The sequence below is a fragment of the Paenibacillus sp. CB74 genome, assembly GCF_055687625.1.
The window spans coordinates 5,763,909-5,787,102 of record NZ_CM146009.1 but is presented as its reverse complement, the minus strand read 5'-3'; the positions used below and the strand labels follow the sequence as shown (position 1 = coordinate 5,787,102).

Below are 23,194 nucleotides of genomic sequence, written 5' to 3'. Positions count from 1 at the left end.
TCGGCCTTGAAATCCTGCCTTAGATTTTGCCGGATGCTTCCAGCAACAGCTGATTCAGTTCCTGTGTGTGCTTGAACGTTTGCTCTTCCGACCAGTTCAAACAATCGGCCATATACGAGATAACCGCTGTTTTATAGCGACGTACTTCATCAATGCGGAAGAATAAATGACCTGTTCTTCGTACCAAAAAGTCAGACGGGGTTACAGCCATCTCTTCATCAATCGCGTAACGCAGCATCAACAGTAGCTCCTGTGGCATGCCATGGAGCTCAGCCTTGGTGCGGGGATCAGGCATTCGCTCATACAGTGCTTTTACATTGGAACCATACGTGCGAACCAGCCGCTCTGCGGCAGGCCGAGTAAGCCCCAAAGCGACACCATCCTTGATCTTGCGCTCCGCATACGATACAAATCCAGCCGAACCGCCTACGTCACCGCCGGAGATGGGCATCTTCTTCGTTACGCATGGGCCTATGTTATGTCCACTCTCCTGCTCCATCTGGCGTGCGACCAGATCAACGACCATCTCGGCCATTTTACGGTATCCGGTCAATTTGCCCCCGGCAATCGTAATCAGATTGGAATCAGAGACCCAGACTTCATCTTTACGTGAGATTTCGGAGGGATTCTTGCCTTCCTCATGAATAAGTGGACGCACACCCGCCCATCCGGATTCCACGTCTTCGATACCAATGTGTACATCTGGAAACATGCCATTGATTGCATCAATTACATAATCTCGATCCGATTCGGAGATTTGCGGGTGTGCAGGATCGTCCTGATATACGGTGTCGGTTGTTCCGACATAGGTTTTGCCATCACGTGGGACAGCAAACACCATTCGACCATCTGGTGTATCAAAATAGACTGCCTGCCTCAATGGGAATCGTTCACCATCAAAGACCAGATGAATGCCTTTGGTCATCTGCAGCGTTTTCCCCTGGCGCGAGCCATCCAATTCCCGCAGACCGTCCACCCATGGACCGGAAGCGTTGATCACCTTGCTTCCGTTCAGCGTATAATTCTGCCCATTGATCTGATCGATGGCCTGAATACCTGTAATTTGGCCATCCTCCTTCAGAAAACCCGTCGCCTTGACATAGTTCACTGCCTGTGCCCCGCGTTTAACAGCTTCTTTCAACACTTCAATGGTGAGGCGGGCATCGTCAGTCCGGTACTCCACATAGAGTCCACCACCCAATAACCCCTGTTTGCGCAATAAAGGTTCACAATCTGACACCGCTCCAGCATTCAACATTTGGCGTCGTTCACTGCGCTTCACCCCGGCGAGCCGATCATACACCATCAGTCCAAGGGATGTGCTGAATCGGCCGAACGTACCTGCCGTGTAGATCGGTAACAACATCGGTTCCGGTGTTGTCACATGTGGCCCATTTTCATAAACGATAGCCCGCTCCCGTCCTACCTCAGCAACCATCTTCACTTCATATTGTTTCAAATATCGCAATCCGCCATGGACCAGTTTGGTCGAACGACTGGATGTACCCGCTGCAAAATCCTGCATTTCTACAAGTGCTGTCTTCAATCCGCGTGAAACTGCATCCAATGCAATACCTGCGCCTGTAATCCCACCGCCAATAATTAATATGTCAAAATGTGCATTCGCCATGCCTCGCAAATATTCGGTCCGGTGTGCTGAAGAGAACGTTTCTGTCATTCCTGAACCTCCCATTGATTTCCTTAATGTTTCCATAAAAAAAACAAAAAAAGGACCACGTCATTCGCTCAGCAATTGCTGAGCGGCACGTGGTCCCTCCCGATCTCCAGACATCATTTTTTAACTTGTGCCTTTATCCTATCACAGATTTTTCACGGCGTGAAGTCCTGAAATGACACATTATTCAAAAAATATTCAAAAACCTGTTCTACCAAAGGATGGAATTTCAAATGAATCCACTAAACTTGATTTTTTCCTTATAGTGGGTTTACGTTTCGGCATCTCCAGGAAGAATAACCCTGTAAATCATGCATCATTTTCCACCAGTAAATATCATTTATAACATATGTTTAGTTAAAAAGTACAAATACCCACAATGAGGTATATTTTATTTCTTTTTATTTAAAAGCCATCGCCGCTTTCACTGCACGCTTCCAACCTGCATACAGTTCTGTCCGCTGATGCTCCGCCATAACAGGCTGGAAGACACGCTCCGTATTTTCATGATCGGTCAATTCATCCGCACTCGTCCAATACCCAACCGCCAATCCTGCCAGATAAGCCGCACCCAATGCCGTCGTTTCATTCACCGTTGGTCGTTCGACAGGAATGCCCAGAATATCACTCTGGAATTGCATGAGAAAATCATTCGCTGCCGCTCCCCCATCCACACGCAAAGCATGTACGGAGATACCCGAGTCGGATTCCATGGCCTCCAGTACATCTTTGGTCTGATACGCCAACGCTTCAAGCGTAGCACGGATGAAGTGTTCCTTCGTCGTGCCTCGGGTCAGGCCAAACACCGCACCCTTAACCTCGCTATCCCAATACGGACTGCCCAGCCCCACAAAAGCAGGTACCATATATACGCCGTCCGTTGAAGGCACGCGCGAGGCGTAGTCCTCACTGTCTTTGGATGATCGAAGCATCCTTAATCCGTCACGCAGCCACTGAACCGCTGAACCAGCAACAAAAATACTGCCTTCAAGCGCATATTCAACCTTGCCATTCATCCCCCAGGCTATGGTTGTAATCAGTCCGTGATCGGATTGTACCGGGTTCTCTCCCGTATTCATGAGCATGAAACATCCGGTACCATATGTATTTTTCATACTGCCCTTGGTGTAACATCCCTGACCAAACATCGCTGCCTGCTGATCTCCTGCCGCTCCACCAATCGGAACCCGATGACCGAAGAAATGATAGTCTGTCGTGTGTGCATATACCTCGGATGAACCTCGCACTTCTGGCAGCATGGCCTTAGGAATGTCGAGGATCTCCAACAATTCGTCATCCCATTGCAGATCATAGATGTTGTACATCAGGGTACGTGAGGCATTGGATATATCCGTGACATGTGTCCCCCCGCTTAGTTTCCAGATCAGCCAGCTATCAATCGTGCCAAACAGTAATTCCCCCTTCTCTGCCCGCTCACGGGCGCCAGGGACATGATCCAAGATCCATTTGACCTTCGTTCCCGAGAAATAGGGATCGATCAGTAATCCTGTTTTGCTGCGGAAAAGGTCCCCCAGACCTTGCATCTTCAATTCTTCACAGATATCTGCAGTCTGTCTGGACTGCCATACCACTGCATTATAGATCGGTCTGCCTGTTACTTTGTCCCATACCACCACAGTCTCCCGCTGATTGGTAATTCCAATTCCCGCAATCTGGACCGGTTTGATGCCGCTCTCTGCCAGACATGAAGCCATCACGGCAAGAATGGAACTCCAGATTTCGTTGGCATTCTGCTCCACCCAGCCCGGCTTGGGGAAATACTGAGGGAATTCCTGCTGTGCAATGTGCACGATCTCTCCGCCCCGATTAAACAGAATAGCTCGGGAGCTTGTCGTTCCCTGATCCAGAGCCAATATATACTTTTCCATACAGATAACCTCCTGTTGTGGGTTCTTTTTAGGGTGTAAGCGATTTCTCAAAGTGTCGAATCAGATCTGCATTGGATGTGGTCACCGCCGTAGCCCCAACACCAAGCGCAAGTTCAACCTCTTCCGGTGATCGAATCAATCCCCCTGCAATAATAGGGATACCGGTACGCACAGACACTTCCGCAATAATATGCGGAATGACACCAGGTAATACTTCAATATAATCCGGTTGAGTTTTGGCCAGTAACAGATAACTTTTCTCCAGGGCGTGGGTGTCCAGCAGAAAAATACGCTGAATAGCTGTAATCCCTTTCTGCTTCGCTTTCTGAATGACACTTGCACGTGTAGAGATCAGTCCTGCCGGACGAATGTGCTGACACAGATACTCTGCCGCATACTCATCATTCTTCAATCCCTGTATCAGATCTGCATGCAAAAGTATTTTCTTGTCATACCGCTTCGCCTCGTCCATCACACTCTGAAGCTGTGCAATATGGGTTTCCAGCATCACCCCATAGGTATAAGGGCCTTCAATCATCGCTTCAAACTGCTTCATGCTCTTCGCAGCTGGCAATATACGTTGTCCCTCAAATGGCACCTTCGTTCCTCCCGCATTCATCAGATGCCTATATTGTATAATCCGTCCAGTGAGAACGGCAAGCCATTCCGTAAATCAGGAAATCTGGTTGCTTGCCGGCTATCAAGATCGCACCAAAAAGCCGTTGCTGTATTTCTCCTTAATGGAGAGTACAACAACGGCTCCCAGTTAATCGTGCCCTTTAATGAATTATCATTAAGCCTGTGCATGCGGAAGCAGCGTATCTGCCCCAGCCCAGCCATCATTTTCTGCCAAGTGACCGGAACGGTTCACTTTGGTCTGCAGATATTTCTCGTTGAACGCAGAGCGATCGCCCCACAGTGGGACACGTCCACCAACATTCAATCCCGCTTCCTGCAAGGCAGCCAGCTTCCGTGGATTGTTGGTGATCAATGTAACGGGTGCGGAACGAAGCGCACGTAACACAGCAATCGCATCGTCATAATTACGAGCGTCGTCCGTGAATCCAAGCTGCAAGTTCGCATCTACCGTATCCAGACCCTCTTCTTGCAAAATGTACGCCATCGCTTTGCTGAACAGACCGATACCACGGCCTTCATGGTTCGCAAGATAGAACAGGGCACCTGCTCCGTGAGCGGCGATCATCTTCATGGATTGCTCCAACTGAAAACCGCAATCACAGCGTTTGCTGCCAAAGATATCGCCTGTATGACAGATGCTGTGCATCCGAATTAATGCTTCTTGCGCTTCGGCAAAGTCACCATATACCAGAACACTGGATTGTTGGCGCTCTGCCAGTTCAGCAGCAGCGAGAGATTCAATTAACTCGCCGCTCTCCATCGCTTTGTCCGATTTCATCCAGCTATACCACTGAAATGTCTTGGTCTCCCCATCCAGGTTAACCGGAAGCTTGATCGGTCCCACCAGGTATATAAACTCTTTTCCACTCGGAAAAGTCTGAATTTTGGGGGCAAGCAGTTGAATAATATGTGAATTGATCATTGTCGTTCCTCCTGTTTAGGCCACTGTCTGTTGATTGATTCGCATCCAGAGCGAAAATGGATCACTCAGATGTTATATAGTACGTATCTATATTATTCTCATCATCATTAGTTACTTTATGTAAGTTAGTTTAGAATAAAAATTATATTGTGTCAAGTAACTTTTATTTTTAAAGTAACTACCCAATTTATGTTACGCAATGGACACAAATATGTGTTTCATTTCAGGAATATTGGGTATGACTTAATAAACTGCTCATACACTAATGTTGTAGTACAAAGCACTTCATGCCTCGAACTTAACGATGAGGGGGTAATACACATGATCCGCCGGAAAAGAACATGCTGGACAGCCATACTGATGGTCTGCGTCCTGCTCATAAGCGGATGCTCCATCTGGCCCGGACAGGACGATTCAGCGAACAACAAAAAGGTAACGCTTACATTATGGTACTGGAACCGTTCCATTGATGATAAGTTGATTGCCAGGGCTAAAGAAAAGTTCCCCAATATCGAACTGACAGCTCAGAAAATCGGCGGTGATTTCAAAGCAAAGCTCAAAACAACACTCGCTGCACGCTCAGGTGAGCCAGACATTGTTGCACTGAACGACTGGATCATGGAGCTATTCCCCAGTGAGGACCGTTTCTATAATCTGTATGATCTTGGTGCAGGAGATATTGAAGACCAATATCTGCCGTGGAAATGGAAGCAAGGCGTGACGCCAAATGGACAGATGATCGGTTTCCCCATGGATACGGGACCGACAGCCCTCTTCTACCGGGAAGATCTGTTCAAGGAAGCCGGATTGCCGTCTGATCCTGAAGACGTTACACGTCAGATCAACAGCTGGGAGGCCTATGCTGCTGCCGGAGAACAGATCAAGGAAAAATTCGGCGGAAAGGTATTTCTGACCGACAATATTGCAACCGTTTACAATCAAGTCTTATCACAGGCTGCCGAACGTTATTTCCGCCCGGATGGGTCCTTTATCGGTATGGATTCCCCTACTGTGCGCAAGAGCTGGGATACGGCCGTTGCCTTTAAAGAGAAAGGCTTGCTTGCCAATGCAGATGGCTGGACTCCGGGCTGGAACGCAGCCATGAATAACGGTGAAGTCGCCTCGTTCGTGGGTGCTGTCTGGATGAAGCAAGTACTTCAGGAAGCTGCACCGGATACATCCGGAAAGTGGCGGGTAGCTCGGGCTCCGGGAGGGGATGGCAACAACGGAGGATCATTCCTGTCTATCCTGAAGTCGAGTGAACATCCTCAGGAAGCCTTTGAACTGGTTCGCTGGCTGCAAAGTCCCGAGAATCAGTTGGAGCAATATCAGACATTGAACCTGTTCCCTTCTGCACCAGGTGTATTCGACGACTCTGCCATGACAGAGAAGGAACCCTTCTTCGGTGGTCAGGCGACCGGCCCTGTATTTGCCGACTCGGCACAGCAAGTGCCGGATGCTTTTTTTGGTGAAAGATACCCCTCTGTACACAACATTATTACGCGAAGGCTGAATGATATCGCGAAGCAAAATGCCAATCCACAGCAGGTTTGGACGGATACGGTACACCGCGTTGAGCGGGAATTGCAGCGGTGAGTATAAAATACAGCGTTATCCTGATTACTGGTCCTGGTTTTATGTGGTCTTGTTATCCGCAAAGGAGGAATTCATATGGCTGTAACTGAACCTCGTCTTACGCCCGATCCTGGCAATACCAGACCTGATCTGGATCGGCAGAAGTCACTCTGGTCCAGAATGTGGGAGCATCGTGCACTCTATGTTGCGATATCGCCGTTTTATATTCTGTTTGCCGTATTTGGCCTATTCCCGATCGGGTTCTCCCTCTATCTGGCTTTTCATAAATGGGATGGCATCGGGATCATGACGTACAACGGGTTTAACAATTTCAAATACATGCTGACCGATGCCGAATTCTGGCAAGCCGTGGGCAACACCTTCATGATCTGGATCTATTCGACGATTCCGATGCTCTTCTTCGCATTGATTATTGCCTTTCTGCTGCATGCACCATTTGTGAAGTTCCGTACATTATTTCGGGTCGGTTATTTCCTGCCAAACGTCACGTCCATTGTGGCAGTAGCCATTATCTTCGGTGCCTTATTTGCCAACAATTATGGCTTTCTCAATTATCTGTTGCAGTCGGTCGGGCTACCTGTTGTGGAGTGGCTGAATGCACCATGGGGCATCAAAGTTGCGATCTCCTCCATGGTGGTCTGGCGCTGGACCGGATATAACGCCGTTATCTATCTGGCCGGGCTACAGAGTATCCCGCAGACGTTATACGAAGCAGCCAAGATTGACGGGGCATCCGCGATACAGTCCTTTTTCCGGATCACAATCCCGATGCTGCGTCCAGTCATCCTGTTCACAGTCATTACATCAACCATCGGCGGTATGCAGCTGTTCACCGAGCCGCAAGTATTGGTAGGCAATGATGGTGGCGCGGGTGCAGCAGGCATGACGATTGTACTGTACCTCTACCGTGAATCCTTCATTAACAATTACTTCGGATACGGCGCTGCTGTTGGCTGGGGTATGTTCCTCATTATCGCCCTGTTCTCGATTGTGAACTGGAAGCTTGTTCAAGGCAAATCATCCTGATGTGATAAGGGGGAGCGCACATGGCGACCAAACACCTCAAATCGCTGGTGTTGTATACCGGTCTTATCGGGGGCATGCTCATATCCATGTTCCCGTTCTATTGGCTGATTGTAATGTCCACCCGGACAACGTCCGATATCTACAAGTTTCCACCGCAGCTCTGGTTCGGGGGCGAATTGTGGAATAATATTACGCGAGTGTTACAGCAGATTGATTTTTGGGGCGCCTTTCTGAATACGTTGTTTGTGTCGGGCCTCGTGACCATTCTGGTACTGTTTTTTGACTCACTGGCGGGGTTTGCGTTTGCGAAGTTTGAATTTCCCGGCAAAAAGTGGCTTTTCATCTTGCTGCTCGCGACCATGATGGTACCTTCCCAGCTGTCACTGGTGCCCTCCTTCGTGCTGATGGCCACGTTCGGCTGGGTCGGTTCCTTCAAAGCCCTTATTATTCCAGGCATGGTCAATGCCTTCGGGATCTTCTGGATTCGCCAATATGCTACGGAGTCGATTCCGAATGATCTGCTCGATGCAGGACGCATCGACGGCTGTAATTTCTTCCGGCTCTATTGGAACGTGGCGCTGCCGATTCTGCGACCTGCCTTTGCTTTCCTCGGTGCGTTTACCTTTATCGGCGTATGGAACGATTATCTGTGGCCTTTGATCGTCCTGACGGATGAGCGTAAATACACGTTGCAGATTGCGTTGTCTCAATTAAACGGGCTGTATAACACCGACTACGCGATGGTGATCGCAGGTACGTTGCTTGCCGTCATTCCGCTGATTGTCATGTTCCTGTTCATCAGCCGCCAGTTTATTTCGGATATTGCCGCAGGGGCGGTGAAGGACTGAAGATGTGTAAAAGCGATAGCGTGGTCTGATCTATTTTGATCCATCCCTCAAGTCTGATATTCTTATCTATAGTTGAAATAACAGATGCCATATAAGTTGGATGAATAGCGCCACGTGCGCGAAGGGGACAGAAAGGGCCTGAAGAAATGGAATTAAAAGCTTTCTGAAGGAAAGCTACTTCGAAAGCATATACTTCGCATTTACGCGATCGGAAGGCTTTCTGTACCCGAAGTGTTAACGTGTAACAGCATTCTTTCACTTATATATTTAAGAAAGAGGGATGACAAAATGGCTTCTTCACCCTATATGATCGGCGTAGATATCGGCACAACCTCCACCAAGGCCGTCTTGTTCGAGCAGAACGGCACCATTGTGGCTCAAGGCAGTGCCGATTATCCGCTGCACACCCCCACACCTGCGATTGCGGAGCAAGATGCGGAAGATATTTTCAAAGCAGTCATTACATCGGTTAAACAGGCTACCTCTAAAGCGGGAGTTAAGCCTGAAGACATTCTGTTTGTATCGTTTAGTTCGGCCATGCACAGTATTCTGCCTGTCGATCAACACGGCACACCACTGATGCGAGCCATGACATGGGCAGATAATCGCAGTGCCGAGTGGACCGAAGTACTCAAATCGGAGATGAATGGTCACGAAATCTATCTGAGAACAGGGACGCCGATTCATCCGATGTCCCCACTCACCAAGATCATGTGGCTCACCCGGGATCAACCGGAACTGTTCCAGCAGACGCACAAATTCATATCCATGAAAGAATATGTGTTCTATAAATTATTTTCTGAATACGTCATAGATCACTCCATGGCCTCCGCCACCGGACTCATGAATCTGGAGAAACTCGACTGGGATGCAGAAGCACTCCATGTGGCGGGCATCACGCCGGAACACCTATCCCGATTGGTACCGACCACCCATGTGCTCAAACATGGATTGCATCCGGAGTACGCCAAGGAGATGGGCATTGCGTTCACCACACCGTTTGTCATCGGGGCCAGTGATGGCGTGCTCTCCAATCTGGGCGTTAACGCCATCGATCCAGGCGTTGTGGCCGTGACCATTGGTACCAGTGGAGCGATTCGTACCGTCGTGGATAAACCAGTGACCGATCCGAAAGGACGCTTCTTCTGTTATGCACTCACAGAGGATGCATGGGTCATTGGCGGACCCGTGAACAACGGCGGTGTTATTTTCCGCTGGATACGGGACGAGTTTGCGGCTTCCGAGGTAGAGACCGCGAAACGACTTGGCATTGATCCGTATGAAGTGCTCACTCGTGTTGCGGAAAATGTGCCTCCGGGTTCGGAAGGGCTCTTGTTCCATCCATACATGACGGGTGAGCGGGCTCCACTCTGGAATCCCAATGCACGCGGTTCGTTCTTTGGCCTGACGCTGCATCATAAGAAAGAACATATGATTCGCGCTGCGCTCGAAGGTGTATTGTTCAACCTGTACACGGTTATGTTAGCAATTGAAGAAAAGATCGGTCGTCCGAAAAAGATTCAGGCGACAGGCGGCTTCGCCCGCTCCGAGTTGTGGCGCCAGATGATGGCCGATATTTTCGATCAGGATGTCATCATCCCCGAAAGTATTGAAAGCTCCTGTCTCGGCGCAGCCGTACTGGGTTTGTACGCCCTTGGCCGCATTGATTCCCTGAGTGCCGTCTCCGGCATGATCGGATCAACGCACCGACACCAGCCGGACCCGGACAGTGTCCGTGTCTACCGGGAACTGCTGCCGATCTTCATCCGCATCTCCCGCAAATTCGAAGAAGAGTATGCGGATATCGCTGCTTTTCAGAACAAGACGATGCAGGGATAGGGAAGGCGGGAAGATGACCGGAGGATTGGGGTTTGGTTATTGGGTTAGGTCTGGGGGTTGGGATTGGAGATTTGGAGCGTTTGAAGCTTGGAGCGGGGTTAAAAGGCTCAATGTTACACGTTGGAGAGTCAAAACGTTGAACATGGAGCAGCTAACGAATCGTAGACGTCTTATTTGCAGCTTTTAGCGTGTTTTAAAAATCTAACGAATCTGAGACGCCTTATATCAGCTTACATGGGCGCAAAACTACGCTAGAACCTATTATGTTGATCATTAACGTGTCTGTGATTCGTTAGAATTTTGATTTTGCGAAATATCCTCCAATAGCGCGTCTCAGGTTCGTTACATTGAAAGAGCATCGTTTCCTTGTTGCACGTCTCAGGTTCGTTAGAATTGCCGGACCCTCGCCACCCACGCAGCGAATCACTATCTCCTTCGCTACATCCGGCTCAAATTTACATTCGACTATCAACATTCGACTCTAACGATTACGCTTATGCACATTCATGAGGACCGTCTCGCCATGCTTACGACATGCGGGATGGTCTTTTTCATGCACAGTTTTTCAGGTACATATATTTTCATGTACAGTGTGTTGGTGCATCCATTTCCCTGTAGAAACTGTGCGATCAGAGTGATGAAGCCCTCGTTCTCAGTGCCTTCTAATTAACTAAAAGCGCTACAGAAAAAAGCCCACAGCATGAAAAACTGTGGACCTCCGTGTGGCTATCTTTTTAGTAATTCAAATTTCTGGATTTTCATTCATCAAACTGAAATCGCTAGATTTTATTTACTGATTATACTTGCTGAATGCATTCTGATCGGCCTGAACATTCTCCAGATACACAATCTGCCCCGCATCATTTACACGCGCGATATCAATGCCTGCTTTGGCATATACCGTTCCGTCTGCCGCTTGTCCGCATACCGCCCAGTTAGTTTGGTAGCTGCCGTCAGGCTGTTGTACCCACGCGTCCCACATATGTTTTACGTCCTTATTATACTCGTAGAAAGCTTTCATAAAACCATCAAACCCTGTTCGACTGGTACCGTTAAGTACAATTTCTGCGTCCGGTGTAAACAGGGACAACAGATCTTCCATGGCGCGCTCGTCTGTGCGTGAAGCATCAAATAAACGGAAGTAGTTGTTCAACATTGTAGTGGTATTTGTAGTACTCATATATATTCCTCCTAGAATAAAAAGCCGATTTCCAATCTTTCAGTTCGAATAATTTCGAACTAACTGAAAAGAAATGTAACACACTTCCTATCCTACCCGCAAGAGATAGTTCGATATTTTTCAAACATTGAAAGAAAAAGCCGAATATGCTAACGTCATAGATATGAGAACTCCAACGATACCTATGGCTTCGGAACTGAAGCTGACTACGGTCTGCAATGCACTCGGTGATCCAATCCGCATGAAAATTGCACACTGTCTGGCCAGTTCTGGCGAGAAAAACTGTTCCGCCTTCGAAGTAGACCATATTTCCAAATCCACATTGTCCCATCACATCAAAATTTTACGTGAAGCTGGCGTGATCCAGCCACGCATTGAAGGTAAACAGCACTTTTATTCCCTGCGAAAGGAAGAACTAAACTCACGTTTTCCAGGTCTCGTCGAGATGATTCTGAATACAACCGAGGAATACGCACATTAAAGTAGGCAGGTCTGGGATCGATTGAAGAACCACATTTATCATGATGGTATATCCATAAAGGAGGCTAACTATATGGACAAAAAAGCGGCAAAGATACTGCTGAGCACATTCTGGGGAGGTGGCGGCTGGAAAACAGCTTCTATCCCGTTCTCCGGGGATGAATTTGAGTATGCCAAAAGCAAAGGCGTCATGTTCGACCCGCTCACAATTACGCATGACGAGATTGTCCAGCGTCTATACGACATGCATCAGGATGACTCGTTCAAAGAGCGGGTAATATCGGCCTTTCTACATAGTCTGTCCACCAAAAAAGTTTACCTGCGCAGCGCATTATCCAGCTGGGCTTTAACATCGAACATGCCTCTGCATACCTATGCGGAACGCCCTGCCCTTCACCCTAACACCAGTGCCTGCGGGGATTGTAATTACCTGCGTTTGCAGTCAGACAAGGAATATTCCAACGTCGATTTAAACGTCTTGAACTTTGAACGGATCAAGTGGGGCGGCGTGCGTCATGGCTGGCTTCTCTATTGCCTTATGGATCTGGAATTACTGCGTAAGGACAACGATACAAGCTATGAAGTAACCCCTGAAGACCAAGCTATTCTGGTAAAGCTGCTTGAAGCAGCTCAGACGGAAGACCCCAAGGACAGTGCACGCTCACTGGAGAAAAAGTGGAAAGACATCTTGCCTTCCAGCAAACAGGAGCGGGATGCCCTGCTGGAAATCTGGGCGGCAGCTGGAATATTGGTTCCTGGAGATAACCCGCGAAAAGGCAAGGGTGGTTCCGGTGATTTCATCTTTGCAGCAACCTGGCAAGGTGATGATGGATATCATGCAGAAACCGTAAAACAATATTTCGGCTCCTATCTTCCTCAAATGCGATAAAATCTGAACTTTGGCTCACCTTTTTTCGTACGTCTGGTTACAATAATGACATCGACAGATTTCCTGTTTAACTCGTATAATAAGGAGAAATTGGTAGATGGGAGTGAAACAAGCGAGTTTATGGTATACATACTGGCTTTTATAGTGTCTTTTTCTGTCGTGGTTCTGCTTATTCCGCCGCTTGGTCGACTGGCTCACCGGCTAGATTTTGTGGACAAGCCTCGAGAGGATGTGGAGCGTAAGCTGCACAGGCAACCGATCCCACTCACGGCGAGTTATGCGATATTTACTGGATTTTTCCTGACATACATTGCTCTGACCAAAGAAATCACATGGGAAACGGCGGCTCTGGTCGCTGGTGGTATGCTTCTGCTAACGATTGGAACCGTCGATGACTGGTACAAAACAAAAGGCAAAGATTTTCCTGCCTTGCCCAAGATGCTCGTACAAGTCTCTGCAGCAGTGCTCGTATTTGCTTCAGGCATTGCGTTCACCGGATTCGTGAATCCCTTCAACGCGGAATATGTTATGCTCCCGATCTGGCTGCAATTCATTCTCACGATCCTCTGGATCTTCGGAGTGACAACCGTCATCAACTTCTCGGACGGCATGGACGGACTGGCTGGTGGATTATCGGCCATTTCGGCGATTACCTTGTTCATCGTGGCCCTGGCCAAAGGACAAAGTGACTCCGCACTCATGTCGATCACTCTGGTTGGTGTGACAATAGGTTATCTGAAGTACAACAAAGCTCCTGCCAAAGTGTTTATGGGTGATGCAGGTGCTACGTTCCTCGGCTTCATTCTGGCAGTTATCGCTCTGGATGGTGCATTCAAACAAGCGACCATGTTGTCCATCTTCATTCCAATTTTGGCGCTCGGTGTACCAATCTTCGATAACATCTTTGTCGTGATCAAACGCTTCATTCAAGGTAAAGCAATCTACCAGGCCGATGCGAGTCAAGCCCATTATCGACTGCTGCGTGCCGGATTGAATCACAAACAGGTGGTTGCTGTGCTCTATCTCGTCAGCACTTGTCTGTGCCTTTCCTCCATCATATTGATGTTGGTAGAGATGTAAGTATCCGCAACAACGCGGTCATATCCTAGAAAAAGAGACGAGTCCAAGATTTCTTGGCTCGTCTCTTTGTTATGTTTATCTGATTCGCGCTCACTGGCTCACACTTATCTCGAAGCCGCCGGCGGCAACGGTTGTTCATGTTGCTGCCGCCCTGTCCATCCCGGCCGATCAAGTTCAATGAGACGGCGGTATCGCTCTTCCCCAGCCAGCAGTTGTTCGTGAGAACCCTGCATGGCAATCTGTCCATTTTCCATAAAAATAAGTTCGTCCATCTGTTCCGCACCAATCAGGTGATGGGTGACCCAGATCATCGTTTTGCCTTGCAAGCTGTCCAGAATGGTGCGCATCAGTTCACGTTCCGTCACGGGATCAAGCCCCACGGTTGGTTCATCGAATATCACAACAGGTGTCTCCCGGAGCAGTACCCGGGCAAGTGCAATTCGTTGTCTTTCCCCACCTGAGAAACGCAGACCCGTCTCCAGCATCGGTGTATCATATCCCTGCGGCAAGGATTCAATCAGACCGGATAAACCGACTTGGGCAGCCACCTGACGAATCTCCTCATCCGTTGCATGTGGACGACCAATCCGTAAATTATTGGCTACCGTGGTATCGAACAGGTGTGGGCTCTGATTCAGCACTGCGATGACATCAGGCACACTCTCATCCAGCGTCTGCACAGGTGCATTATTGATCAGAATGTTCCCCGCAGACGGAAGCAAGGCACCCTGAATGAGCTTCAACAAGGTCGACTTGCCGCCACCGCTTCGCCCAAGGATAGCTAATCGTTTGCCTTGCGGCAAATGAAGGGAGATATCCTGCACAGCGTAAGGATCATCCGGTGCATAGCGATAACTAACGCGATTGATCTCGATGTCTGCTCTTAGTTTGGGCGGAATGCGCAGACGAATTCGTCTGTGTTGAGTATCATCTGTAGCGGGTAAGGATTCTGATGGTTGTCTAGCCGCCGGGTTGCTGTTTTTTACTGCAGAGATCGACTCGCCTTTTCCGCCAATATCGCCCACTCCCGTCTGCCCCGGAAGATCCGGATTCCCTTCCAGCTGTTTTAAGCGGTCCAGTGATTCCTGGTACTGTGGAAGATGCTCCACAGCATCCCCTACAGGCAGAAGTGTTTCCGTGAGCGGAAATAACACCAACACAAAAGCAGCAATCATCACGACAGGTAATTGTCCGACAGAAGCGGCATTTCCGGCCCATACTGTAACTGATACGACCATCAAGCCAATGACATACTGGGCCATCAGATCACGCCAACGTGTCCAACGCCGCAACTTGCGACGAACCATGTCGACCTGTTCTTCCGCCTCTTCCTGCTGCTGAACAAATTCGGTTGCTCGTCCACTTGCAAGCCAATCTCCCAGTCCAAGCACACCGTCAGTCAGACGGGTATACAACCTGCTGTTTTCTTTTTTTAGCCGCACACGCCATTTCCACGTCACTTTCAGGGAAATCGCAGGTAGCGCGGCAACAAGGAATAACATATACAAGCCCATCCACACCGCAAATCCCAGATCCACATTGCCAAAAGCAATCACAGCCCCGCCGTACATTACAAGCGCAGTTACAGCGGGAAAGACGGTACGTAGATAAATATCCTGCAACCGCTCCACATCATCGGCGAGTGCTCCAAGTACATCTCCGGTCTGCATGCGAGAACGCAAGAACAGGGCCTGTGGCTCCAGAATGCGATATAATTTCACCCGTTGATCGGCCAATACCCGCAGTACGGCATCATGTCCTGCCAAGCGCTCGATATATCGAAACACCGCGCGGAATATTCCAAATGCACGTACACCTACGATGGGGACATATACCATCAGAATATTTTCAGGACGCAGCGCAGACTTGGAGATCAGAAATCCGGATGTAAACAGCAGCAGTACCGCACACAGTGCAGCACAAGTGCCTAGCGCAATGACTGCGATGAATCTCCAGCGGTACTGTGCCACATACGGAGCAATCCAGCTATTTTTTTCTTTGCCGTTACGGACGGCCTCCATATGTTCATATCCGGACTTCATGTTATATCGCCTCCATCTGGGCCTGAATCATCTGATAATATACACCTTGCCTTGCCAGCAGTTCCTGATGTGTTCCTGTCTCTGCCACCGTGCCGCCATCCATAACAATAATCCGATCCATATGCGGCATCCAGTGCAGACGATGGGTAGCCAAAAATACAAGTTTGCCTTCGAACAGCGGCAGCATCGTCTGTTTCAGTTCATACTCTGTTTCCACATCCAGATGTGCTGTCGGTTCATCGAGCAGCAGAATGTTTCGTTTGCTCAGCAGGGCTCTTGCCAATGCCACCCGTTGCTCCTGCCCACCACTGAGCTGTCTGCCGCCAGCCCCAATAGGCTCATGCAGCCCACCGGATAATGAGGACAGTAACTTGGTTAATCCGGCAGCGCTAACTGCTTTGGCCACCTCCGCATCCGAAGCCTCCGGCATGTAAAAACGAACGTTATCGGCCAGGCTTCCACTAAAGATATACGGATGCTGCGGGATCGCTGCCGTCTGTCTTCGCCAGGATTCGAGCATATCCGATGTAACCGGCTGTCCGTTAGCCAGTACTTGACCCGAAGTAGGTAACTGGAAACCAGCCAATACATCAATTAATGTGGACTTGCCTGCTCCGCTGGCGCCAATAATACCGATTTTGCCGAGACCTGTGGTCTGAAATGTGACATCCTTTAGCGAATATGGACCTTCATCCTCATGCCGTACCTGTACATCCGTAAGTGCGAGTCTACTATTCTCATTCCAAGAGGATCTGGAGGAAAAGGAAGAATCCAACTCAGGAATAGCATCGGGATCAAGATCAGGATGCACCGCAGCCATGTTGTCACTCAACACGACACGTATCGTCGAGATGCCGACTTTCCTTTTACCCGAAGATAATGATGGTGTAGATCCTGCTTCGTCCTCTGCCGTAACCGCATGCGCAACAACATTAGCATAGGCTTCCTTCTGTTTCTGTTCAGCGGCTCTACCCCGTTCGATCACCTGATTAATGGCCGCTCCGGCTTCCTTACCATCCAATGTGGCGTGATAATCAGCGCCGAGCATACGTACAGGCAGGAAATATTCGGGTGCGAGAATCAGTACCGTCAGTGCAGGACCGAGCAACATATGTCCTTCCGTCAGACGTAATCCCAGACTAACCGCCACGGAAGCAACGGACAGCATGGTGAAGAAGTCGAGTGCAAATGAAGAAAGAAAGGCCATACGCAGGGTAGACATCGTCGCTTTCCGATACCGCTGACTGACCCGCCGAATGGAGCCTTCATGTGTTTTGCTCTGTCCCAATGTTTTTAGCGTCTCCAGCCCACGCAGGGTATCGACAAAATGGTTAGCGAGCGCTTTGTAGGATCTGAATTGTCCGTCTATCTTACGCTGAGCTGCGAGGCCAATCAGAATCATGAACACGATTAGGATCGGGAGTGTCAGCATCAAAATAACCCCGGACATCATATCCAGCTTGAACACATACAGCAAAATGACGATGGGTGTGAATCCTATGCCCAGCATACGAGGAATGAACAGTTCGAGATACGTCTTGTATTGAGCGGTGCCCTCACGTGCCAGTGTAACCAGATGGCCTGTGCCCTCGGTCTTGGCATAACGCGGCCCAAGTCTGAACCACTGCTCCACCATCTGTCTGCGCAGATCAGTCCCTGTCCTCTCCGCATATCGTGATGTCACGAGTTGTAACCAGAAGGATAGAGCGTATCGGGCGGCAAAAGCAGCCAGGAACAGCAGCAGTACCGGGTACTGCTCCGTTACGGATGAACCTTCAAACAATGCCGTGATGGCTTGTGCCAACCATTTGGCTTGCATAATGATCGTCATCGCCTGTAGCAGTACCAGCGCTGATGCCAGCGCGAGTACTGGCCGGATGCCCGGCAGCTTCAGCAGCCCCCGTCCCATATCAGTACTCCAGGTGGTGCTGCTCGTTCAGGCGTTTGCGGAAGATATAATAACTCCAGATCTGATACCCAAGAACAAATGGCAGCAGTGTACAAGCTACAATGGTCATGACTTTCAAGGAATACGCACCAGATGCCGCATTGTATACGGTCAGGTCATATGCCGCTCCAAAGGAACTCACCATCACTCTTGGGAACAGTCCGATAAATACCGAAGCAAAGGCAATTGCAATCACAGCACCTGTCATACCAAAAGCCCAACCTTCACGCTTCTGACGAATGAAGTATGCCGCAAGCGCAAGTGAAACTGCACCAAGTACAACCATGATCCACAGTGCCCAGCCGCGAACGGCGAACACATCGGTCATGAAATACGTCAATATCGCATACACGGCAAGCAGTACAGCTAGCGGCAGCATCAATTTTTGCGCTGTATTCAAGGCACGCTCTCGGAGTTCCCCGACTGTTCGTAGGGAGGCAAACAGCAATCCATGAACCAGACACAGTAGGGTTACGCTCAAACCACCAATTACAGTGTACGGATTAACGATATCCAAGAATCCTGCGCGCAACTGCATCTCCCCATCAATGGGCAGACCCTTCATGAACGTGGCAAAGACTACGCCGAACAGGAAAGGCAGGAGCGCGCTGGATACCACAATGATGATATCCCATGTTTTGCGCCAACGCTGCTGTTTCATTTTACTGCGGAATTCGAAGGCAACCCCGCGACCAATCAAGGCGAGTAATACGACCACAAGCGGCAGGTAGAAACCACTGAACATCGTGGCATACCAGTGCGGGAAGGCAGCAAACATGGCACCCCCTGCTGTAATCAGCCATACTTCGTTACCATCCCAGAAGGGACCAATCGAGTTGATCAGGGTCCGGCGTTCACGGTCCGTTTTGGCAATAATGCCTGTAGACATCCCCACTCCAAAATCAAAACCTTCCAAAAAGAAGAAACCGACAAACAATACGGCAATCAGCAAAAACCACAACTCACTTAGTGACAACGGAATAACCTCCATCCACGCCGAACGGATCGGCCGATTCATCGTGATCTTCCGGCTTATCGACTGCAAATGGCCCTGCCTTGATCTCACGTACGAACAGGTATACCATCACGATACCGAGAACCGTATACGCAGCGGTAAAAGCGATGGTCGAGAACAGGATCATTCCTGCGGATACGTTCGGTGAGACACCGGCTTCGGTCGTCATATAGCCAAACACTGTCCACGGCTGCCTGCCAACCTCGGTCATGATCCAACCAGATGTATTAGCGATAAATGGCAGAGAAATAGCAATTACCATCAGACGCATGAACCACTTTCCTGCAATCTCCAGCTTCTTGCGCATGGCCAGAAACGTACCATACAGGGATAACAAAATCATTAAGCCACCCGCTGCGATCATAATACGGAAACTCCAGAACGTTGTTCGTACCGGCGGGATGTAATTCCCCGGTCCATACGTCTGCTCATACTCGGCTTGAAGCTCCTTCATGCCTGTGACACTGCCGGAGAACTTGCTGTAGGACAGGTAACTGAGCAATCCAGGGATTTTGATCTCACCGGTATTCTCCTGTTTGTCTGGATCGATAAAAGCAACTACCGTCCATGGTGCCGGATCTTCTGTCGTCGTCCATGTGCCTTCACTGGCTGCCATCTTCATGGGCTGTGTCTCCACCAGATATTGCGCCTGAAAGTGTCCCGAGAAAGCCACACCTAATGAAGAAACGAGTCCAATGATGATCGCAATATTAAACGATTTGCGGAAGATCTCTACATCCTGCTTCTTCATTAATTTGTAAGCACTGATCCCGGTGACAACGAAGGCCCCTGTCATCAATGCCCCAAAAATCGTATGTGGGAACTCAACGAGAAGTTGACCATTCGTAATGAGTGCGAAGAAATCATTCATCTCGGCTCGGCCGTTGTTGATCTCAAAGCCGACGGGATGCTGCATAAATGAATTGGCTGCCAGAATCCACAGCGCGGACAGGAATGTGCCGACAAACACCAGCCAGATACAGGCCAGATGCACTTTTTTGGACAAACGATCCCATCCGAATATCCACAGCCCAATAAATGTAGACTCCATAAAAAACGCGAGTAGCGCTTCAACAGCCAGTGGCGCACCAAACACGTCCCCCACGAACCGGGAGTACTCGGACCAGTTCATGCCGAACTGGAATTCTTGCAGAATACCTGTGACAACCCCGACGGCAAAGTTAATCAGGAACAGCTTGCCCCAGAACTTGGCCATCGTTTTGTAGATTTCCTTACCCTTAACAACGTACAACGTCTCCATGATTGCAACCAACAGCACAAGACCGATGGATAGCGGGACAAAGAAGAAATGGAAAATCGTTGTAAGTGCATATTGGATACGCGATAACATAATCGGATCCATACCGTTACCCCTTCTTTCTGTTCACTTCGCAGTATGCGTATTTGGCATTGAAGCTGCACCTTCGCTGTCTGTCCGCCAAATACGTTGATGAACGTATTGTGCCAGATTCCCTATTTTATACATGTGAGAATTATCACAATCTCCGTGTTTAGAGCAAAAAAAAGTGATCCTGGTCACACAAAAGATAAAAATCAGCCTATTGTAGTGCGAATTCAAATATCTTTTTTACAGTATCGAGAAGGTGTAGTGAAGCCGAAATTAGAGGATTGGAGCTTAAGGAAGCTCTATAATGGCTTGCCTACTTCATCTATTCATGGAAGATACTCATGTTTGGGACGGAATGCCCATATGTTAGTCTCAGGCATATCATGCGAAGTGCCGTGAGGGCTTTACATATGAAGTGGAAGCATGGAGCACATGCATAGTGAAGGACGCTCCTTATTACAGTCAAGGTGAGGTGAACGATTCATGGAAAAACCTGCGCCGTTACCAAGTGAAGACTCCGAAGCCAGTCCGGATAAGGCCCGTGCAGCTGTCGCAGAACAGCCCCCTGTCCGATATGTTCTCTTCCCTCGCAAAGGAGGATGGTCATCCTTTCCCTATCCCGATATTGTTGCACTGCTATCGATTGAGGGCGAGGTCCACTATGTCAGCAGTCTGACGCAAACAGAGGATGTACCTGCGGTGATCACTGTAATCTCCTTACCTGAAGCCGAGCAGCTATTGATGGAGCCACGCACTGTGGCAGTGGTTACTCATCCCTACTGGCTCATGGCTGCAGCTTCGCTGGAACCAGAGCTATGTATTGTCCTGCTCCCTGAGCCTGTCGGAGACGAAGCCTCTTCTCCCCTGTGGGAAAGCAGTATTTCCAAACTGGTGGGTATCGCTGATCTGGTAGGTACATCCTCCGAAACACGATATATGAAGCTATTATTCCAAGGCGTACGCGCCATCTGGCTGGGAGGCGAAGATCCTTCACAAGCGGGTACGGTGCAAAAGGATAATCTCGAAGTCCCTCTCCGGGACTACGAACTGTTCTTCCTGCATGCGCTGCGGCAGATCCTGTCAGGCACTCCGGATAGCGTTACCCTGCTTCAATGCAGTGTACGTGCTGATTTCTATCGCCAGCTTCGAGCCAAAGCAGGGGCGCATGAGACCATATCCTTTTTGCTCGCAGCCTATGAGTACTTGCTTGAAGATTCTCGGGCCATCCAATCATTACAAGAGGCATTCACCCAAGCGGTCCTGAATGGTCGAAGTGATTGTGTGATCTCCCACTATCGCTTCCTGTCTGCCATCCATGCCCGGGCCGGACAATTGGAGGACGCCCTGCTGGTGTACGGGATTAGTGCATCCGACGAACAGGAACGACATCATTATGAACAGTTATGTCGCTGGTTGGAGGCAGGAGAAGATCAACTTGTACGAGCGGAATTACTACGTATGAACGATGATTATGGAACCGCGCTGCGCACCCTGGACGAACTTGGCGGAGAAACCGCGAGACATTGGAAATTCCGCATTTATCAGGAGACAGGTCGCGTGGAAGAGGCACTGGCGCTGGTTCATGCAGTCGATATTCAGGATGATGCCAGTCGCCGGGATTATCAGCAATTATCCGGAAGTGTGCTGGCCCTGCGAGGCGACAGACACGGGGCAGTCAGACATTTTCTCGAAACGGCACTGGAGGATGAAGATGCGCTCGCCCGGATTGTCGAGCTGGAGTTGTTGGATCATGCCGTACAGCAATTGCTTGGGGAGGTGCCATGATGCTGGACCCGAAGAAACGCAGGCAACAGTTGAATGGGCCGATGGTGCACAGGAATATCCGAACCGAAACCACTTACACGCCAACGGTAACAGTGGATCTGACACATACAGACGCATCGGGAGAAGGCGATCAGCCGCCGAATCATGCACAGCCAGCGCAGAACATCCGAAGCCAGGTGCATCACTGGGGCGGTGAACAAGGTCAGGGTGAACAGGATGCTGCTGTATCACAAGAGGAAACGAGTGCATTCAAAGAGCCCTTCTCCATCCGTCGAGTTCGCAAAAGCAAAGGCAACAAGCTGACCGCCATGCTCCAGGTTCGCAATGAACGCGGCCGATACCTTGAAGAAGTATTGCATGATCTGAGTGAGTTCGTGGATGAGATCGTGATTGTAGACGATGCCAGTACAGACGGAACCCCGGAGCTATGCAAAGCCTATCCGAAGGTGGTCCGCCTGGAGGTATTGGAGAAACCGCTGTTCGCCGAGGAATGGCGACTTCGCAACACCTTATGGCAAGCGGCGGCGGGAACACGTCCCGACTGGTTGCTATCGGTTGATGCGGATGAGCTGTACAGCACAGAGGCCAAGAAAGCCATACGCACGCTGATTAATCAGGAATATGCAGACTGGTTTGCCTTCCGTTTCTATGATATGTGGGGTGGCCGGACCCATTACCGGGAAGATGATCTCTGGTGTCTGCACAAGCGGCATACCGCTTCACTTGTACGTTATATGCCTGGATATCCTTATTTTTATCCACAACAGAATCATCATGTTCCCCGTCTTCCCCTGTCCTGCACCGTATTGCCCGGAGTCAGCACGGAATTGAAGGTTCAACATCTCGGCTGGGCAGGCAGTCTGGAGGACCGGGTGCGTAAATATTTGCGTTACAAGCGCATTGATCCCAGCGGTGAGTGGGGCAATCTTGCACATTACGAGTCGATTCTCGATCCGGAACCTCGGCTGATTCCCTGGAAGGAGGGACCGTGAG

Annotated in this window: 18 protein-coding genes; 9 read left to right on the top strand and 9 right to left on the bottom strand. The window is 49.5% G+C overall.

Annotation, left to right across the window (positions count from 1 at the left end; translation table 11 throughout):
- Positions 1 to 19: 19 nt before the first annotated feature.
- The 4 genes from ACX9NY_RS25565 to ACX9NY_RS25550 form a co-directional block, all read right to left on the bottom strand.
- Positions 20 to 1,678 carry a glycerol-3-phosphate dehydrogenase/oxidase gene (locus tag ACX9NY_RS25565; RefSeq protein ID WP_472475832.1) on the bottom strand — a complete coding sequence of 553 codons (1,659 nt, stop codon included), beginning with the start codon at positions 1,676 to 1,678 and terminating at the stop codon, positions 20 to 22.
- Positions 1,679 to 2,076: 398 nt separating this feature from the next.
- Positions 2,077 to 3,564 carry a glycerol kinase GlpK gene (gene glpK / locus ACX9NY_RS25560; protein WP_472475830.1) on the bottom strand — a complete coding sequence of 496 codons (1,488 nt, stop codon included), beginning with the start codon at positions 3,562 to 3,564 and terminating at the stop codon, positions 2,077 to 2,079.
- A 28-nt stretch (positions 3,565 to 3,592) separates the two neighbouring features.
- The gene (locus ACX9NY_RS25555) at positions 3,593 to 4,162 is read right to left on the bottom strand and encodes a glycerol-3-phosphate responsive antiterminator (protein ID WP_339238522.1); all 570 of its coding nucleotides are present in this window, start codon (positions 4,160 to 4,162) and stop codon (positions 3,593 to 3,595) included.
- A 195-nt stretch (positions 4,163 to 4,357) separates the two neighbouring features.
- The gene (locus ACX9NY_RS25550) at positions 4,358 to 5,125 is read right to left on the bottom strand and encodes a GTP cyclohydrolase II (protein WP_339257820.1); all 768 of its coding nucleotides are present in this window, start codon (positions 5,123 to 5,125) and stop codon (positions 4,358 to 4,360) included.
- Between the two features lie 321 nt (positions 5,126 to 5,446).
- Here ACX9NY_RS25550 and ACX9NY_RS25545 point away from each other — a divergent pair, with 321 nt between their 5' ends.
- The 4 genes from ACX9NY_RS25545 to gntK all read left to right on the top strand — a co-directional run bounded on the left by ACX9NY_RS25545 (position 5,447) and on the right by gntK (position 10,434).
- The gene (locus ACX9NY_RS25545; RefSeq protein ID WP_472475827.1) at positions 5,447 to 6,721 is read left to right on the top strand and encodes an ABC transporter substrate-binding protein; all 1,275 of its coding nucleotides are present in this window, start codon (positions 5,447 to 5,449) and stop codon (positions 6,719 to 6,721) included.
- Positions 6,722 to 6,880: 159 nt separating this feature from the next.
- Complete coding sequence (locus ACX9NY_RS25540; protein WP_339243235.1) at positions 6,881 to 7,747, top strand: carbohydrate ABC transporter permease; 867 nt, start codon at positions 6,881 to 6,883, stop codon at positions 7,745 to 7,747.
- Positions 7,748 to 7,767: 20 nt separating this feature from the next.
- Positions 7,768 to 8,595 (top strand): carbohydrate ABC transporter permease, encoded by an 828-nt coding sequence (locus ACX9NY_RS25535; protein WP_036612996.1) that lies wholly within the window; start codon positions 7,768 to 7,770, stop codon positions 8,593 to 8,595.
- A gap of 288 nt (positions 8,596 to 8,883) precedes the next feature.
- Positions 8,884 to 10,434 (top strand): gluconokinase, encoded by a 1,551-nt coding sequence (gene gntK, locus ACX9NY_RS25530; protein ID WP_472475824.1) that lies wholly within the window; start codon positions 8,884 to 8,886, stop codon positions 10,432 to 10,434.
- 790 nt (positions 10,435 to 11,224) lie between these two features.
- Here gntK and ACX9NY_RS25525 read toward each other — a convergent pair.
- A complete protein-coding gene (locus tag ACX9NY_RS25525; RefSeq protein WP_237177210.1) occupies positions 11,225 to 11,614 on the bottom strand; it encodes a nuclear transport factor 2 family protein in 390 nt (129 codons plus the stop codon).
- Between the two features lie 184 nt (positions 11,615 to 11,798).
- Between ACX9NY_RS25525 and ACX9NY_RS25520 the strand changes: the two genes are divergently transcribed.
- From ACX9NY_RS25520 to ACX9NY_RS25510, 3 genes are all read left to right on the top strand, one after another.
- On the top strand, positions 11,799 to 12,095 hold the full coding sequence (locus ACX9NY_RS25520) for an ArsR/SmtB family transcription factor (protein WP_339238528.1): 297 nt from the start codon (positions 11,799 to 11,801) through the stop codon (positions 12,093 to 12,095).
- Positions 12,096 to 12,167: 72 nt separating this feature from the next.
- Entirely contained in the window at positions 12,168 to 12,983 is an 816-nt protein-coding gene (locus ACX9NY_RS25515; protein ID WP_472475822.1) for a hypothetical protein, read from the top strand.
- 120 nt (positions 12,984 to 13,103) lie between these two features.
- Complete coding sequence (locus ACX9NY_RS25510) at positions 13,104 to 14,063, top strand: MraY family glycosyltransferase (protein ID WP_472479405.1); 960 nt, start codon at positions 13,104 to 13,106, stop codon at positions 14,061 to 14,063.
- A gap of 104 nt (positions 14,064 to 14,167) precedes the next feature.
- Here ACX9NY_RS25510 and cydC read toward each other — a convergent pair whose 3' ends face one another.
- The 4 genes from cydC to ACX9NY_RS25490 are packed head-to-tail and all read right to left on the bottom strand — an operon-like array spanning position 14,168 to position 20,431.
- Positions 14,168 to 16,105, bottom strand: coding sequence for a thiol reductant ABC exporter subunit CydC (cydC, locus tag ACX9NY_RS25505; protein WP_472475820.1), 1,938 nt, complete (start codon positions 16,103 to 16,105; stop codon positions 14,168 to 14,170).
- A gap of 1 nt (position 16,106) precedes the next feature.
- Positions 16,107 to 18,014, bottom strand: a complete 1,908-nt coding sequence (cydD, locus tag ACX9NY_RS25500; protein ID WP_472475818.1) for a thiol reductant ABC exporter subunit CydD — start codon at positions 18,012 to 18,014, stop codon at positions 16,107 to 16,109.
- 1 nt (position 18,015) lies between these two features.
- A complete protein-coding gene (gene cydB, locus ACX9NY_RS25495; protein ID WP_339238536.1) occupies positions 18,016 to 19,071 on the bottom strand; it encodes a cytochrome d ubiquinol oxidase subunit II in 1,056 nt (351 codons plus the stop codon).
- Positions 19,016 to 20,431, bottom strand: a complete 1,416-nt coding sequence (locus tag ACX9NY_RS25490) for a cytochrome ubiquinol oxidase subunit I (protein ID WP_472475816.1) — start codon at positions 20,429 to 20,431, stop codon at positions 19,016 to 19,018. Before ACX9NY_RS25490 ends, cydB begins: the two co-directional genes overlap by 56 nt.
- 468 nt (positions 20,432 to 20,899) lie before the next feature.
- Here ACX9NY_RS25490 and ACX9NY_RS25485 point away from each other — a divergent pair, with 468 nt between their 5' ends.
- Together ACX9NY_RS25485 and ACX9NY_RS25480 are read left to right on the top strand one after the other, a co-directional pair.
- Positions 20,900 to 22,201, top strand: coding sequence for a tetratricopeptide repeat protein (locus ACX9NY_RS25485; protein ID WP_472475814.1), 1,302 nt, complete (start codon positions 20,900 to 20,902; stop codon positions 22,199 to 22,201).
- The gene (locus ACX9NY_RS25480; protein WP_472475812.1) at positions 22,198 to 23,193 is read left to right on the top strand and encodes a glycosyltransferase; all 996 of its coding nucleotides are present in this window, start codon (positions 22,198 to 22,200) and stop codon (positions 23,191 to 23,193) included. Before ACX9NY_RS25485 ends, ACX9NY_RS25480 begins: the two co-directional genes overlap by 4 nt.
- Position 23,194: the final 1 nt, after the last annotated feature.

Coding starts and splice junctions, on each gene's coding strand:
- glpK (WP_472475830.1), bottom strand. CDS start 3,564: ATGGAAAAGTATATATTGGCTCTGGATCAGGGAACGACAAGCTCCCGA.
- ACX9NY_RS25485 (WP_472475814.1), top strand. CDS start 20,900: ATGGAAAAACCTGCGCCGTTACCAAGTGAAGACTCCGAAGCCAGTCCG.
- ACX9NY_RS25565 (WP_472475832.1), bottom strand. CDS start 1,678: ATGACAGAAACGTTCTCTTCAGCACACCGGACCGAATATTTGCGAGGC.
- ACX9NY_RS25550 (WP_339257820.1), bottom strand. CDS start 5,125: ATGATCAATTCACATATTATTCAACTGCTTGCCCCCAAAATTCAGACT.
- ACX9NY_RS25480 (WP_472475812.1), top strand. CDS start 22,198: ATGATGCTGGACCCGAAGAAACGCAGGCAACAGTTGAATGGGCCGATG.
- gntK (WP_472475824.1), top strand. CDS start 8,884: ATGGCTTCTTCACCCTATATGATCGGCGTAGATATCGGCACAACCTCC.
- ACX9NY_RS25525 (WP_237177210.1), bottom strand. CDS start 11,614: ATGAGTACTACAAATACCACTACAATGTTGAACAACTACTTCCGTTTA.
- ACX9NY_RS25535 (WP_036612996.1), top strand. CDS start 7,768: ATGGCGACCAAACACCTCAAATCGCTGGTGTTGTATACCGGTCTTATC.
- ACX9NY_RS25515 (WP_472475822.1), top strand. CDS start 12,168: ATGGACAAAAAAGCGGCAAAGATACTGCTGAGCACATTCTGGGGAGGT.
- ACX9NY_RS25540 (WP_339243235.1), top strand. CDS start 6,881: ATGTGGGAGCATCGTGCACTCTATGTTGCGATATCGCCGTTTTATATT.
- cydB (WP_339238536.1), bottom strand. CDS start 19,071: ATGAATCGGCCGATCCGTTCGGCGTGGATGGAGGTTATTCCGTTGTCA.
- ACX9NY_RS25510 (WP_472479405.1), top strand. CDS start 13,104: ATGGTATACATACTGGCTTTTATAGTGTCTTTTTCTGTCGTGGTTCTG.
- ACX9NY_RS25490 (WP_472475816.1), bottom strand. CDS start 20,431: ATGGATCCGATTATGTTATCGCGTATCCAATATGCACTTACAACGATT.
- cydC (WP_472475820.1), bottom strand. CDS start 16,105: ATGAAGTCCGGATATGAACATATGGAGGCCGTCCGTAACGGCAAAGAA.
- cydD (WP_472475818.1), bottom strand. CDS start 18,014: ATGGGACGGGGGCTGCTGAAGCTGCCGGGCATCCGGCCAGTACTCGCG.
- ACX9NY_RS25520 (WP_339238528.1), top strand. CDS start 11,799: ATGGCTTCGGAACTGAAGCTGACTACGGTCTGCAATGCACTCGGTGAT.
- ACX9NY_RS25545 (WP_472475827.1), top strand. CDS start 5,447: ATGATCCGCCGGAAAAGAACATGCTGGACAGCCATACTGATGGTCTGC.